Origin of the sequence: Neorhizobium tunisiense, assembly GCF_039631515.1 — a bacterium.
Classification (GTDB): domain Bacteria; phylum Pseudomonadota; class Alphaproteobacteria; order Rhizobiales; family Rhizobiaceae; genus Neorhizobium.
This window is the reverse complement of the sequence record NZ_JBDIUU010000002.1, coordinates 856,452-870,796: the sequence shown is the minus strand read 5'-3', so window position 1 is coordinate 870,796 and position 14,345 is coordinate 856,452. Positions and strand designations below refer to the sequence as shown.

Annotated in this window: 18 protein-coding genes; 12 read left to right on the top strand and 6 right to left on the bottom strand. The window is 62.3% G+C overall.

Annotated features, from left to right (window positions below):
• Window positions 1-72 precede the first annotated feature (72 nt).
• Together ABCW43_RS13385 and ABCW43_RS13380 are read right to left on the bottom strand one after the other, a co-directional pair.
• Complete coding sequence (locus tag ABCW43_RS13385; protein ID WP_345925043.1) at window positions 73-720, bottom strand: MBL fold metallo-hydrolase; 648 nt, start codon at window positions 718-720, stop codon at window positions 73-75.
• 70 nt (window positions 721-790) lie between these two features.
• Window positions 791-997, bottom strand: coding sequence for a hypothetical protein (locus ABCW43_RS13380; RefSeq protein WP_345925041.1), 207 nt, complete (start codon window positions 995-997; stop codon window positions 791-793).
• Between the two features lie 152 nt (window positions 998-1,149).
• Between ABCW43_RS13380 and ABCW43_RS13375 the strand changes: the two genes are divergently transcribed.
• The 5 genes from ABCW43_RS13375 (at window position 1,150) to ABCW43_RS13355 (ending at window position 5,245) form a co-directional block, all read left to right on the top strand.
• On the top strand, window positions 1,150-1,797 hold the full coding sequence (locus ABCW43_RS13375) for a DUF1236 domain-containing protein (protein WP_445738933.1): 648 nt from the start codon (window positions 1,150-1,152) through the stop codon (window positions 1,795-1,797).
• 245 nt (window positions 1,798-2,042) lie between these two features.
• Complete coding sequence (locus tag ABCW43_RS13370) at window positions 2,043-2,519, top strand: MarR family winged helix-turn-helix transcriptional regulator (RefSeq protein ID WP_345925470.1); 477 nt, start codon at window positions 2,043-2,045, stop codon at window positions 2,517-2,519.
• Window positions 2,520-2,533: 14 nt separating this feature from the next.
• The gene (locus tag ABCW43_RS13365; protein WP_210008943.1) at window positions 2,534-3,232 is read left to right on the top strand and encodes a response regulator; all 699 of its coding nucleotides are present in this window, start codon (window positions 2,534-2,536) and stop codon (window positions 3,230-3,232) included.
• Window positions 3,233-3,264: 32 nt separating this feature from the next.
• Window positions 3,265-4,644, top strand: coding sequence for an ATP-binding protein (locus ABCW43_RS13360; RefSeq protein ID WP_345925036.1), 1,380 nt, complete (start codon window positions 3,265-3,267; stop codon window positions 4,642-4,644).
• A 19-nt stretch (window positions 4,645-4,663) separates the two neighbouring features.
• Window positions 4,664-5,245, top strand: a complete 582-nt coding sequence (locus ABCW43_RS13355; protein WP_345925034.1) for a DUF1349 domain-containing protein — start codon at window positions 4,664-4,666, stop codon at window positions 5,243-5,245.
• Window positions 5,246-5,292: 47 nt separating this feature from the next.
• Here the strand turns inward: ABCW43_RS13355 and ABCW43_RS13350 are convergent, their stop codons facing one another.
• The 4 genes from ABCW43_RS13350 to ABCW43_RS13335 all read right to left on the bottom strand — a co-directional run bounded on the left by ABCW43_RS13350 (window position 5,293) and on the right by ABCW43_RS13335 (window position 8,074).
• Window positions 5,293-5,634: a tRNA-binding protein gene (locus ABCW43_RS13350; RefSeq protein WP_345925032.1), complete on the bottom strand. Its 342-nt coding sequence runs from the start codon at window positions 5,632-5,634 to the stop codon at window positions 5,293-5,295.
• A gap of 10 nt (window positions 5,635-5,644) precedes the next feature.
• Window positions 5,645-6,463 carry a pyrroline-5-carboxylate reductase gene (gene proC / locus ABCW43_RS13345; protein WP_345925030.1) on the bottom strand — a complete coding sequence of 273 codons (819 nt, stop codon included), beginning with the start codon at window positions 6,461-6,463 and terminating at the stop codon, window positions 5,645-5,647.
• Window positions 6,463-6,963, bottom strand: coding sequence for a type III secretion system chaperone family protein (locus ABCW43_RS13340; RefSeq protein ID WP_046631097.1), 501 nt, complete (start codon window positions 6,961-6,963; stop codon window positions 6,463-6,465). Before ABCW43_RS13340 ends, proC begins: the two co-directional genes overlap by 1 nt.
• An 856-nt stretch (window positions 6,964-7,819) precedes the next feature.
• The gene (locus ABCW43_RS13335; RefSeq protein WP_233953679.1) at window positions 7,820-8,074 is read right to left on the bottom strand and encodes an accessory factor UbiK family protein; all 255 of its coding nucleotides are present in this window, start codon (window positions 8,072-8,074) and stop codon (window positions 7,820-7,822) included.
• 190 nt (window positions 8,075-8,264) lie between these two features.
• Between ABCW43_RS13335 and ABCW43_RS13330 the strand changes: the two genes are divergently transcribed.
• The 7 genes from ABCW43_RS13330 to ABCW43_RS13300 all read left to right on the top strand — a co-directional run bounded on the left by ABCW43_RS13330 (window position 8,265) and on the right by ABCW43_RS13300 (window position 14,212).
• Window positions 8,265-8,555, top strand: a complete 291-nt coding sequence (locus tag ABCW43_RS13330; protein ID WP_345925026.1) for an ArsR/SmtB family transcription factor — start codon at window positions 8,265-8,267, stop codon at window positions 8,553-8,555.
• Between the two features lie 13 nt (window positions 8,556-8,568).
• Window positions 8,569-8,961: a VOC family protein gene (locus tag ABCW43_RS13325; RefSeq protein ID WP_345925024.1), complete on the top strand. Its 393-nt coding sequence runs from the start codon at window positions 8,569-8,571 to the stop codon at window positions 8,959-8,961.
• A 153-nt stretch (window positions 8,962-9,114) separates the two neighbouring features.
• Entirely contained in the window at window positions 9,115-9,939 is an 825-nt protein-coding gene (lgt, locus tag ABCW43_RS13320; protein WP_445738943.1) for a prolipoprotein diacylglyceryl transferase, read from the top strand.
• 15 nt (window positions 9,940-9,954) lie between these two features.
• The gene (locus ABCW43_RS13315; protein ID WP_345925020.1) at window positions 9,955-11,055 is read left to right on the top strand and encodes a class I SAM-dependent methyltransferase; all 1,101 of its coding nucleotides are present in this window, start codon (window positions 9,955-9,957) and stop codon (window positions 11,053-11,055) included.
• 356 nt (window positions 11,056-11,411) lie between these two features.
• Entirely contained in the window at window positions 11,412-12,206 is a 795-nt protein-coding gene (gene pgeF / locus ABCW43_RS13310) for a peptidoglycan editing factor PgeF (protein WP_345925018.1), read from the top strand.
• A gap of 1 nt (window position 12,207) precedes the next feature.
• On the top strand, window positions 12,208-13,359 hold the full coding sequence (locus tag ABCW43_RS13305) for a M24 family metallopeptidase (protein ID WP_345925016.1): 1,152 nt from the start codon (window positions 12,208-12,210) through the stop codon (window positions 13,357-13,359).
• An 82-nt stretch (window positions 13,360-13,441) separates the two neighbouring features.
• On the top strand, window positions 13,442-14,212 hold the full coding sequence (locus ABCW43_RS13300; protein WP_345925014.1) for a hypothetical protein: 771 nt from the start codon (window positions 13,442-13,444) through the stop codon (window positions 14,210-14,212).
• The last annotated feature ends 133 nt before the right edge of the window (window positions 14,213-14,345 follow it).

The following is a 14,345-nucleotide window of genomic DNA, read 5'->3' as shown; positions in this document are numbered from 1 at the left end:
GCTTACTGTTTCGAGTTGAAGCCCGGCAGACATGCCGGGTTTTTTTGATCATACGCTGTCGCGGTTTCAACCTCAGAGGCCGCGGAGGAATGGATTGGTGCGCCGTTCGTCGCCGATCCGGCTGCCCGGCCCGTGGCCGCAGATGAACCCGACCTCGTCCCCGAGCGGCAGAACCTTGTCGCGGATCGAAGCGAGCAGCGTATCGTGATCTCCGCCCGGCAGATCCGTGCGCCCGATCGAGCCGTTGAACAGCACGTCGCCGAGATGCGCGAAACCCTGGGCACGGTTGTAGTAGATCACGTGTCCGGGCGCATGTCCGGGGCAATGGAAAATCTCGAAGACATGCTCGCCGAACGACACCGTGTCTCCTTCGTTGAGCCAGCGGTCCGGCAAGACGTTGCGCACCTCCATCTTGACCCCGAATTTTTCCGCCTGCGTTTCCAGGCGCTGCAGCAGTGGCAAGTCCGCTTCATGCGGCCCCACCACCGGGATGCCGAGAGCCTCGCGCAATTCGTCGGCGCCGCCGGCATGGTCGATATGCCCGTGCGTCAGCCAGATTTCCGTGGCCGTGATGCCGTTTTCCTTGATGATCTGGAGGATCGTCGGCACGTCGCCGCCCGGATCGACGACCACGCCTTGCTTGGTCTCCTCGTCGAAAAGGATCGTGCAGTTCTGCTGGAATGGCGTAACCGGAATGATACCGGCCTGTAACTTGCCCATGATGCCTCGGTCTGAACGATGATGCTTGCCGGGATATACCGATAAACGGAGGGCATTTCAGCCGAAAAGATCAGTTCGAGGCCAGGGTCGTGTAATGCGCGTTGGTGGAAACCGGCGGTGCGAGCGATACGGTGGCAATCAGGAAAGCTGCAATCGTAATCTTCAGCACGAAAACGGTCACCAGAACACTTCTGAGCGGATTGGCTGCGTTGGACGTTTCCATCCTGATCGGCGGCAGTGCGGTGAAGGTCTGGGCGGTCGCGGTCGGGTTCGTCATGGGTCTCTCCGGTGCTTATGGCGGGGTCAATGGGTTGGCGGCACAAAGGTTCCGTACCCCATTCTACCTGTGGCACCCCCGCCACAGCTTGCAGAATCCACCCGCATTCGGCGGAACCACCGGGACATGCGGGTGTTACCCTGCCAGTCAACATGAGGAGAGAAACCATGACGACTTGGTTGAAATGCCCGGAATTGAAGTGGCTTGGCCTCGGCGCCGTCCTTTCGGCGCTTGCCCTGCCCGTCCAGGCGCAGATGACGACCACCACCGCTTCGGACATCATCGTCCGCTCCGGTCCCGGCCAGAACTATCCAGAGATCGGGATGGCCACCCGCGGCAGCCCGGCGATGATGGACGGTTGCCTCCAGGGTAGCAAATGGTGCCGCATCGACGTCAACGGCATGCGCGGCTGGGTTTATGCGGAATACCTGACCATCCGCCACAACGGCTCGGCGGTTGCTGTCGAGGAATACCGCACCCAGTATGAAGTACCGTCCGTCACCTATGAGACGACCGCAAGCGTCACCCCGCCGGCTCCCGTTCCGGGTCCGGGCGATATCCTGCTCGGCCCGGTCGGTGCGGTCGAGGCCGTCGAACCGCCGGAAACCGTCATCAGCTACATCGAAGAGCACCCGGTCCGGCCGGTCTATGTCCGCAATGAAGTGGCGATCGGCGCGACGCTGCCGCCCGAGGTCGTGGTCCAGCAAGTGCCGGACTACGAGTACGATTACGTCGTCGTCAACGACCGCCCGGTTCTTGTCGATCCCGGCACCCGCCGTATCGTCCATATCTACGATTGAGCTCCACCGCAAAGGGCGCTGTTCGGCAGCGCCCTTCTCTGTGGCTCGCGTCCCTCCGCCCTCCCCAACAAATGCTGTTGATTGTTCAGCCTGATCGCGCTTTATGACGTGCGGCAGGTTACAGTACGAGATCGGTAATAAAGAGCTTCGGCCCCCAAGATCTTCGGACCCTGGGGCAAGCAGCCGCAAAGGGAAAGGAAACGCGAGTGTCGCGCGCATCGACGGGAAAAGCCGTCAAGAAGGTCATGCCGGCAATGCCGGCAGTCGACGAAGCCCAGATCGACTTCGAGACCATCGAACTGCTTTTCTTCGCCTACCGCGATTTCGTGTCCGATCCGGATGCGATCCTCGCCAAGATCGGCATGGGCCGCGCCCACCACCGCGTCGTCTATTTTGTCTGCCGCCAGCCGGGCATGATGGTCACCGATCTTCTCGACACGCTGCAGATCACCAAGCAGAGCCTTGCGCGCGTCCTCAAGCAATTGATCGAATCGGGTTATATTCGCCAGATGGCCGGCGCCAAGGATCGTCGCCAGCGCAGGCTCTATCCGACCCTTGCAGGCCGCGAGCTGGCTCTCGCCCTTTCCGAGCCGCAATCGCGCCGTATCGCTCGCGCCATGGAGGAATTGACCCCCGACACGCGGGCTTCGGTCAAGGAATTCCTGCGCCGCATGCGCGGCCGCGACGAAAGCCTTGAGCCTATCGACAGCGACCTGGACTAAGTGGGACCTTTGAGATGACGACACCGCCCCCTTCCGATGATGCACCTCATCTTCTCGTGGTCGATGACGACACGCGCATCCGCGACCTTCTGAACCGCTACCTGATGGAGCAGGGGTTTCGCATCACCGTCGCGGGCGACGCCGCCGAAGCCCGCCGCAAGCTCGAAGGCCTGCATTTCGATCTGATCATTCTCGACGTGATGATGCCCGGCGAATCCGGCATTTCGCTCACCCAGTCGCTCTACCAGAACAAGACGGTCCCGGTGATCCTGCTGACGGCCCGCGCCGAGTCGGAATCGCGCATCGCCGGCCTCGAAGCCGGCGCCGACGACTATCTGTCGAAACCGTTCGATCCGCGCGAACTGGTGCTGCGCATCAACAATATCCTGCGCCGCAGCACCTCGCCCGATACGCCTAAGATCGAGCAGATCATGTTCGGCCCGTTCACCTTCTCCATCCCTCGCAAGGAATTGCGCAAGGCAGCCGAGACCATCCGGCTGACCGACCGCGAACAGGAGATCATGCTGCTTTTCGCGCTGCGGGCCGGCGATACCATTCCCCGCCACGAACTGATCGGCGACGATGCGGAGGTCGGCGAGCGCACGATCGACGTGCAGATCAATCGTTTGCGGCGTAAGATCGAGGAGGATCCGGCCAACCCCGTCTATCTCCAGACGGTGCGCGGCATCGGATACAGGCTGAGTATCGATTAGCCGGGAAGAGACCGGCACAGGCTGAAGGCAGGATGGCACTTTTCGACCCTCTGAAGCGCGACATGGACCGGCTCACCTTGCCGGGCTGGCGCCCGATGACCCGCTGGCTGCGCCGCCGCCTGCCGACCGGCCTCTACACCCGTTCGCTTCTGATCGTCATCCTGCCGATGCTGCTGCTGCAGGGCATCGTTGCCTCCGTCTTCATGGAACGACACTGGCGAATGGTGACCGAACGCCTTTCGGAAAGTACGGTTCGCGATATCGCCGGCATCATCGAGGTGATCCAGGCCTATCCCCAGGACAGCAATTATGACGCCATCAGCCGCATCGCCAGCGACGCACTGAACCTCACCATCGCAGTCGAGGAAAACGGCCAGCTGCCGCCGCCCCGTTCGCGCCCCTTCTTCGAGATCCTCGACGATATCCTCGCCGACCAGATCACCCGCCAGATCCAGATGCCCTTCTGGATCGACACGATCGGAGACAGCCGGCTCGTCGAGATCCGCATCAAGTTCGACACAAGGGTGCTGCGCGTCTTTGTCCGGCGCGGCTCCACGTATGCCTCCAACACCCATATCTTCCTCGTCTGGATGATCGGGGCGGCATTCGTTCTGGTGATCATCTCCATCCTTTTCCTGCGCGGCCAGATCCGGCCGATCCTGACGCTCGCGCGCGCCGCCGAAAGCTTCGGCAAGGGGCAGAAGACCGACGGTTTCGCCCCCCGCGGCGCTGACGAAATCCGCCGCGCCGGCCTTGCCTTCATCCAGATGCGCGAGCGCATCGAGCGCCAGATGGAACAGCGCACCGCCATGCTCGCCGGCATCAGCCACGACTTGAGGACCATCCTCACCCGCTTCAAGCTGCAGCTGGCGCTCGCCGGCAACAAGCCGGAACTGGCGGGCATGAGCCAGGATGTCGACGACATGCAATCGATGCTGGAAGGTTATCTCGCCTTCGCCAAAGGCGAAGCGGAAGAAGATTTCGGCGAACTGCGGTTGAGTGAATTGCTTGAAAAGCTCCGGTCGGAATTTGCGCTGCACGGCAAGACCATGACCTACGAGATCGACGGCGAGGACGAGATCGCGGTGCGGCCGAATGCCTTCGCTCGGCTTGTCGGCAACCTCGTCTCTAACAGCGAGCGTTACGCCAGGACGCTCCATGTGGATGCACGCCATAGCGCCAAGTGGCTGACACTGACGCTTGACGACGACGGCCCGGGGATTCCGCCGCAGTCTCGCGAGGACGTCTTCAAGCCGTTCTACCGCCTGGACGAGGCCCGCAACCTCAACGCGTCCGGAACCGGCCTCGGCCTCGCGATCGCCCGCGACATCGCCCGCGCCCATGGCGGCAACGTCACGCTCGCCGACAGCCCCCGCGGCGGCCTGCGCGCCGTCGTGCGCGTTCCCGCCTGATCATTCTTTCGAGGAACCGATGCCGATCGACCTTTCCCAAATGACCTGGCTGAACCCGCCGCCGGAAAGTCGTGAGGAAGATGGCAGACTGATCGCCCGCTCCGGCCTTGAGACCGATTTCTGGCAGGGCACCTATTACGGCTTTCACCGCGACAGCGGCCACTTCCTCCATCGGACGCGAAATGGCGATTTCACCGCCGAAACCACCTTCGTCGGCCGCTACGAGGCACTCTACGACCAGGCCGGCCTGATGATCCGCCATAACGAAAAACACTGGATGAAATGCGGCGTCGAATTCACCGACGGCGCCCGCCATTTCAGCGTGGTGGTGACCAACGGCCACTCCGACTGGTCCGCCTTCCGCCTCACCGACGATTTCGAGGAAATCTCAGTCCGCGTCACCCGCATGGGCGACGCCCTCTTCGTCCAGTACCGAACCGATACCCAGCCGGACTGGCGAATGGCGCGGCTCGCTTATTTCCCGCCGGAACTCAGCGATCTCTCCGTCGGCATGACCTTCTGCTCGCCGCAACGCGAAGGCTTCGAGGTCGAATTCCGGTCGTTCAGGTTAACTGAGGTCGACAGCCGCGATATCCACTGACGATCAACCCTGCCCATCAGGCGGGATGAAGCGCGCCGCCGCTCGGGCTAATTCAGCTTCCTGCCGTTCGGCACCGGCTGTTCGACGGCGGCAAGCACGATTGCGCCACTCTCGTCCTCGAAACCGAGGGTCAGCACTTCCGAGCGGAACGGCCCGATCTGCCGCGGCGGGAAATTGACGACGCCCAGCACCTGCCGTCCGACAAGCGTTTCCGGCGTATAATGCACGGTGATCTGCGCCGAGGATTTCTTGATGCCGATCTCCGGGCCGAAATCGATCTTCAGCTTGAACGCCGGCTTTCGGGCTTCCGGAAAAGCCTCGACCTCGACGATCGTGCCGACGCGGATGTCGACACGCTCGAAGTCGGAATAGGTAATCTCTTCAGCCATTCGAACTCACTCAGGCGCCGAGTTCTTCGGCTCTGTTGCGGGCGGCCGCGATCGCCTTGTCGAACAGCGGCTGCATGCCGTCGTCCGCCATCAGCACGGCGAGTGCCGCAGCGGTCGTGCCATTCGGAGACGTGACGTTCTGACGAAGCCTGGACGCGTCATCGGGGGACTGGTGAAGGAGTTCGCCAGCCCCCGAGACAGTTTCCCGCGCGAGCCGCATGGCGAGGTCCGCCGGCAGGCCTGCTTTCCGGCCCGCTTCCGCCATGCACTCCACGAGATAGAACACATAGGCCGGGCCGCTACCCGAAACGGCCGTCACCGCATCGATATCCGCTTCACTTGAAACCCACTCCACAGGTCCGCTGACCTTGAGCAGCGATTGCACCGCCTCGCGCTGCGCGTCGGTGACCTTGGGATTGGCATAGGCGCCGGTCACGCCGCGGCCGATCATGGCAGGCGTGTTCGGCATGGCTCGCACCATGGCGGCTTCGCCGAGATGCTTTTCGAGATAGGCGAGCGTCTTGCCCGCCGCGACCGACACGACCACGGTATTCGAACCGACAACCGGCTTCAGGGGTGGCAGGACGGCATCCATGAGCTGCGGCTTCACCGCAAGGAACAGGATATCCGCGGATGCACCGTCGGGCAACGCGGTAAGGTGATGCGCACCAGCCTCGGAGATCATCGTTTTCATGGCATCGGAAGGCGACGGGTCGATGACCGTCACGGACGCGCCGGGCACGCCCTTCTTCAGCCAGCCGGACAGCATGGCGCCGCCCATATTGCCGGCGCCGATCAGAATGATGGATCCCAAATGACCCAAGGCCATCAGCATTCGCCCACGGTTTCGAACAGAACGGCTTCCATGGCGGCTTTCGCCTCCATGCCCGACCATACGACAAACTGGAACGCCTGATAATAGGATTCGCAGGCTTCGAGCGCGCTCGAAAGCAGCACTTCGACCTGCTGGTTGTTGGGTTCGGCGCCGCCGGCCAAAAGCAGCGACTGCCGGAAGATGACGACGTCTTCCTGGCGCCATACGTCGAAATGTCCCATCAGCACCTGGCCGTTGACGTGGCTCAGCAGGCGGATGACCTCGTTGACGCGGGCGTCGGGAATCTTGATGTCGAAAGCGCAGGCGAGATGCAGCGCTTCGAACTCCTCCATCCAGGAGAAGGAAACATGGTAGTCCGTCCAACGGCCTTCCACGGTCATGGCGATCTCGTCTTCACCCGACCGTTCGAACGTCCAATCGTTCGAGGCAGCAACGAATTCGATCATATCGACCGGATTCGACTGGCGTTCGATTTCCATTTCCATAAGCGTCATGCGGCACCTTCTTGACCGGGATGAATGCGAATTCGTGCGGTAAAACGCCAAAACACGCGAACAATTGACCGGGAACAACATTGTCGATGATCGTCCGACGCTTCCAGAATAACGCAGTCACCCTGTCTGGAGCTTACCAAGCCGTTTCGAATCATCCTTTAAAATCAGTGTACCTAGACGGAGTCCGGCTGCCAGCCCCTCCCTCGGTTTTTACATGGGCAAATCGTTAAACTTGTTCGCAACGGAGATCAGAACGGAGTCATAAGCGACTCTGGACACTGGCTTTTTTGAATGTGTCCACAGGGCGTCATTTTTTTGGTTTCAACACCTGCGCCCGCGCCGAAAATCTGTTCGGCACGGTATGATCGGAGAGCCCACACGAATGCGGAACCTCGATAGATTTTTTAAAGGTGGCTCCGCATTCGCGTGGCCTTCGGCGTCTTTTCGGGGTGTCCTGCCCCTACAGGTGATCACCTCGCCTCGCTGCGTGGCTTTATTCGCGGCTTCCTTTCGGGAAACCTTGCCACTTGCACGGCTCAACCGAACCCGGCCCGGCGGCCAGGGGGAGGCTTGATAGGGTTCGGGTTGCCCCTGACCCATGGCTTTCACCTCTTCCACCATCCCCGCACGTTACGGTTCCGGTGAAAGCGCCGGCCCCCGCCTGCCCGCGAACGTCTCGCGAAACACTCCGGCGACGGAAGCAGGCAGATTGTAGGCATGAGTCAAAAGGGCGGGGAAGATATTCCGGTACGAAACCGCCACCTCCCCTTGGGGGAGGAAGGAAAACAGCATCTTAGCTAACAAGCCGAGTGCTATATCCCGGGTAAGAGAGAAAGCTCGTCCCCGAAAACGCGGATTACTGCCCCGAAAGCTTGGCTTCCAGCGCTTCGATCCGTGCCTTCAGCGCTTCGTTTTCGTCGCGGGCGCGGGCGGCCATTTCGCGGACCGCCTCGAATTCCTCGCGCTTGACGATATCCATATTGTTGAGAAACCGCTCGGCCTGGGCGTGGAATGCGGTTTCGACCTCCTTGCGCACCCCTTGGGCAGCGCCGGCCGCATCGGTCATCAGCCGCGCGAAATCGTCGAGAATGCGGTTCGTGCCGGTTGCCATGTCCTGAACTCCCATATCGTCTGGCCGGCAATCCGGGCCGGCGAATGTCCATAGGGATCAAGTAGGGCCTGTGCGGGCCGCTTGCAAGCATCATCCGATGTACCTGCCACCGCGCCTCGGACAAATCGTACGCTTGCTGCGCAGCCGACTCATCCTTGACATGCAATAATTTCATTGCATATTCGATGCCATGAACGATGACGATCTCGATCACATATTCAAAGCGCTTGGCGATCCCACTCGTCGCAAGATCATCGACCGCCTGCGCGAACGCCCGGGCCAGTCATTGTTCGAAATCTGCGCTCTCTTTTTCGCGGAGAACGGCATGGCGCTTTCGCGTCAGGCGGTCACCCAGCACATCGACATGCTGCAGAAAGCCGGACTGGTTCGTGTCGAATGGTCAGGCCGGACCAGGATCCATTCTCTCGATCCCGGTCCGTTGCGAGAAGCCGTCGACCTGTGGCTCCGCAACCATCTCTAGAAAGGATCTTTCCATGAGAATCTACGTCACGAGCGTCCTTGTGGACGACCAGTCGAAAGCCCTGGACTTCTACACACGTGTGCTGGGGTTCAAGGTGAAGCACGATATCCCCATGGGGGAACACCGCTGGCTGACCGTCGTCTCCCCCGAAAATCCCGAGGGGACCGAACTGCTTCTCGAACCGAGCGAACACCCCGCCGCCAAGCCCTTCAAGACGGCGCTCGTCGAGGACGGCATCCCCGCAACCTCGTTCCAGGTCGACGACATCGATTCCGAATATGAAAGGCTTGTCTCGCTCGGCGTCTCCTTCACCCAGAAACCGATGGATGCCGGTCCTGTCCGTATGGTGGTGCTCGACGATACCTGCGGAAACCTTATTCAGTTGATACAGATGAAGAGTAGCTGAGGGTTCTGGGCAATCGCGGAACTTCACTGGGGTTAAAAGGGCAATCCCGGAGATTCGCCTTGACCGGCGATGAGCGCAACGCCATGTTCCGCGACAATACGGTTTGTATGAGAACCTTGTAATTTGTACGAAGCGCTTCATCTTTTCGCTCTGATGCCGTTCCCGAACATCGATCCGGTGGCCTTTTCCATCGGCCCGCTGGCCATCCATTGGTATGGGCTCGCCTATGTCGCCGGCATCATGCTCGGCTGGTTTTATGCGCGCCGGCTGGCGGCGAACGGCTCGCTGTGGAGAGACGGCCAGTCGCCGATCACGGCCCCCCAGCTCGACGACTTCCTCGTCTGGGTCGCAGCCGGCATCGTACTTGGCGGCCGTATCGGCTATATCCTGTTCTACGACCTGGCGTCCGTGGTACAGAACCCCATCCGGGCGATCGAGATCTGGAACGGCGGCATGTCCTTCCACGGCGGCTTCATCGGCGCAACGATCGCGATGATCATCTTCGCCCGCCGCAATGCCATTCCGGTCTGGAGCATGTTCGACACGGTCGCCGCCGTCGTGCCCTTCGGCCTGTTCTTCGGCCGCATCGCCAATTTCATCAACGGCGAACTCTGGGGGCGCCTCAGCAACGCGCCCTGGGCGGTCGTCTTCCCGACCGGCGGGCCGTTCTCGCGCCATCCGAGCCAGCTCTACGAAGCTGGCCTCGAAGGCATCGTGCTGGTGCTGGTCCTCGCCCTGATGATCTTCCGGTTCAAGGCGCTGAAGGTCCCCGGCACCATCGCCGGCACCTTCGTCATCGGCTACGCGCTCTGCCGCATCTTCGTGGAGTTTTTTCGCGAGCCGGATGCGCAGCTCGGTTATCTGCTCGGCACCAACTGGCTGACCATGGGCATGATCCTGTCGCTGCCGATGATCGCGGCAGGTGTCTGGGCCATTCTCCGTGCCCGCGCCGCGGTAACGTCCGCGGCGAAGGCCTGAGGGGAGGCACGCCCGTTGAGCACCCCCCTCACCGAAAAGATCAAGACCCTGATCCGCACCAACGGCCCGATCAGCGTGACCGACTATTTCGCGCTGTGCCTAGCCGATCCGGAATACGGTTATTATCGCACCCGCGAGCCTTTCGGCCGCCATGGTGATTTCATCACCGCGCCGGAGATCAGCCAGCTGTTCGGCGAGATGGTCGGCGTCTTCATGGTGCATGCCTGGCAGCAGCACGGCACGCCGACGGGCGTCCGGCTGGTGGAGATCGGCCCTGGCCGCGGCACGATGATGGCCGACATGCTGCGGGTGATCAAGCGCATCGCGCCCCGGTTCTTCGAAGACCTGCACGTGCATCTGGTCGAGACCAGCGAGCGCCTGCGCGGCGTCCAGCGCATCACGCTCGAGGCCTTCTCCACCAAGATCTCCTGGCACGACAGCTTCGAGGACATTCCCGAAGGTTTTACGCTGATCGCCGCCAACGAGCTGTTCGATGCGATCCCGATCCGCCAGTTCGTCAAGACGCCGACCGGTTTTCGCGAACGCCTCGTCGGCTTGACCGCCGAGGACGAACTCGGTTTTGCTGTCGGCATCGCCACGCTCGATCCGCAGCTGCTGCCCTCGCCCGTCGCCGGCATTCCCGACGGCACCATCTTCGAACTGTCACCGGCCCGGCAGGCCGTCATGCTGACGCTGTGCGAACGCCTGCGGACCTTCGGCGGCACGGCTTTGATCATCGACTACGGCCATCTGGTCACCGGTTTCGGCGATACGTTGCAGGCGATCCGTTACCATGACTACGATCCGCCGCTCGAACATCCCGGCGAAGCGGATCTGACCAGCCATGTGGACTTCGAGGACCTGGCGCGCATTGCGGTCTCCGTGGGCGTGCACCTGAACGGCGCCCTGCATCAAGGCGACTTCCTGTTCGGCCTTGGTCTTGCGGAACGCGCCACCGCGCTCGCCAAGGACAAGGAGCCTCCCGAGCAACGCCTGATCGCCGCCGCCGTCGACCGGCTGGCCGGCGAAGGTGCCGGCAAAATGGGCCAACTCTTCAAAGTTATCGCGGTATCGAGCCCGGCCTTGAACCTGATGCCGTTCCGGGCGGTGGAGTGAGAGGGACACTTGGGCGCCACTCCCACCACCTCACTTGCAATTTCCAACACCTAGCCAAAGCTAAGGTGTTGAAACTACTACCTCTCCCGCCAGGAGAGAGCTAAAGATGCCGAGCCTCCGCGAGTCTACCTCCCTCTCTTGGCGGGAGAGGTTACAAAATCAGGATCTTAGCCGACGGCTAAGTCTTGGATTTTGTTGGTGAGGGGGTGGGCCGCTCCCATTGCCACGCCTTCTTCCAACTGTCCCCGATTGACATCCGCCCTTTTTTTGCGCCACTCTCGCCCTAGATCGAAGCAGCAGGCGTATTTCGAAAGCTTGCACAAAACCCCTTCAAATCAACAGGATAGAAACCGCCGATGCAGGACAGACCCTTGCCGGAGCCGATCGAGAGCCCCCTGTTGAACGACAGGGCCGGCGCCCGTATCCGCCACGGTTTCTTCACCCGCAAGGGCGGCGTTTCTAAAGGCCTCTATGCCGGCCTCAATGTCGGTATCGGCTCGGACGACGACCGCGAGAGGGTGACCGAGAATCGTACCCGCGTTGCTGCCTGGTTCGGCCTGCCGCTCGAAAAGCTCGCGACCGTGCACCAGGTCCATTCACCCGATGTTTTCATCGTCGACGAGACCTATTCCGGCGAGCGGCCTAAAGTCGACGCGATGGTGACGAGCGCGCCGGGCGTGGCGCTCGGCGTGCTTGCCGCGGACTGTGGCCCGATCCTGTTTGCCGACGGCGAGAACGGCGTGATCGGGGCTGCCCATGCCGGCTGGAAGGGTGCGCTGACCGGCGTGATCGAGAACACGATCGAGGCGATGCTCTCGCTGGGCGCGGTGCGCGAAAACATCACCGCTGTGCTCGGCCCTTCGATCGGTCCGGCGAGCTACGAGGTCGGCCCGGAATTCGTCGAACGGTTCCTGAGCTACGATCCCTCCTACGAGGCTTTCTTCACACCGTCATCGAACGCGGGGCATTCTATGTTCGATCTGCCGTCGCTGACCATCAACCGATTGAGGGCATCAGGCGTGCGGGCCGAAAGCCTCGGTCTCGATACCTATCCGGATGCGGAACGGTTCTATTCCTACCGCCGCACCACCCATGCCAAAGAGCCGGATTACGGCCGTCAGATTTCAGCAATCGCACTTCGGGAGAATTGATATGGCACTGCATTTCGAGAGGAGCGAATACGCCGACCGGCTGGCGCGGCTGACGGAGAAGATGCGCGCCGACAAGCTGGATGCGCTTTTGATCTTCGCCCAGGAAAGCATGTACTGGCTGACCGGCTACGACACGTTCGGCTACTGCTTTTTCCAGACCCTGATCGTCAAGGCGGACGGGGCGATGACGCTGCTCACCCGTTCCGCCGACCTGCGCCAGGCCCGCCACACCTCGATCGTCGAGAACATCGTCGTCTGGGTGGACCGGGTGAATGCCGACCCGACCCTCGACCTCAAGAACCTGTTGAGCGACATGGACCTGCTCGGCGCCAGGATCGGCGTCGAATACGATACCCACGGCATGACCGGGCGCGTCGCCCGCCTCATCGACAACCAGCTCGCCACCTTCGGCCAGATCAGCGATGCCTCCTACCTGGTCAGCACGCTGCGTCTCGTCAAAAGCCCGGCCGAAATCGCCTTTGCCAGGCGTGCCGCCGAACTTGCCGACGACGCGCTCGATGCGGCGCTGCCGCTGATCAAGGCCGGCGGCGACGAGGCGGAAATCCTCGCCGCCATGCAGGGCGCCGTCTTTCTCGGCGGCGGCGATTACCCCGCCAACGAATTCATCATCGGCTCCGGCACCGACGCGCTGCTCTGCCGCTACAAGGCCGGGCGCCGCAAGCTCGACTCGACCGACCAGCTGACGCTCGAATGGGCGGGCGCGGCCGCGCATTACCACGCGGCGATGATGCGCACGGTCATCGTCGGCGAACCGTCGCCTCGCCACCGCGAGCTTCACAAGGCATGCCTCGAAACCATCACCGCGATCGAGGAGGTTCTGCGCCCCGGCCAGACTTTCGGCGACGTCTTCGACACCCATGCTCGCATTCTCGACGAGCGCGGCCTGTCGCGCCACCGCCTCAACGCCTGCGGTTATTCGCTCGGGGCGCGGTTCTCGCCGTCCTGGATGGAGCACCAGATGTTCCATTTCGGCAATCCGCAGGAAATCCTGCCGGACATGACGCTGTTCGTGCACATGATCATCATGGATTCCGACAGCGGCGCCGCCATGACCCTCGGCCACACCTACCTGACGACCGAAGGCGATCCGCAGCCACTTTCCCGCCACACCCTGGAGCTCATTCAGCGCTGAACGCCGCGAAAATCAGGCGATTGACAGGTTGGGAACGCCAACCCTAAGCTCCCGCCGAGGAATCTGAGGCAGGAGACGGGGCATGCGGCTTTTCGGAACACTGCTGTCCGCTGCCCTGCTGGCGGTCGTGCTTGCCTCCTGCAACACGACGGAAGCGTTGACCCCGCAGGCGAATGTCGGCGGTGGCGCGAGGGCCTCCTCGCCGGTGACCCAGGCCGAAACCGACCGCATGGCCAGCTCGTCGCAGCCGGAAACCTATAGCGGCGGCTATCGCTCCGGCCCCCAGAACACGCTCGAAGCCCAGGCGCGGGCGCTGGAATCCGGCAGCGCCGTCTCGCCCTCCTCCTCCGGCGCCCCGCCGCAATGGGAGGGACAGGGGAGCCAGGGCCAGCAGCAGACCATGCAGCAACCTCAGGCGCAGCAGCCAGCGGCCGCGCCCCAGCCGCAGCAATCCCGCCAGCAGCAGGGCGCCTCGCTGCCGCCCGCATCCGGCCCGACGGTCCGTTTCCTGCCGATCATCGGCGCTCCGGTGCAGGCGGTGACGCCGCTCTCCCGCCAGCTCGGTGCCCAGGCCCGCGCCAACGGGCTGACGATCCGGCCGTCGAGCGACAACAGCACCGAGCACATCCTGAAAGGTTACTTCTCCGCCTTCACCGACAACGGCAAGGTCACCATCGTCTATGTCTGGGATATCCTCGACGGTTCCGGCGCCCGGCTGCACCGCATGCAGGGCCAGGAAAGCGTGCCCGGCAGCGGCCAGGACCCCTGGGCTTCGGTTCCCGCTTCGACCATGGAGACCATCGCCGCCAAGACGATCCAGGACTATGTCGCCTGGCGCCAATCCCAAGGCTGAGAGGCCCGGCCGGGCCGATCCCGGACTGAACCTCAAAAGCCACGGGTCACAGTTTCTTCATAAAAAAGAGTGAGCGGGTAAGAAACGCACTTGCATTCGAAGGCCGCGGCGGTAAAAGGCCCGCATCCAGCTT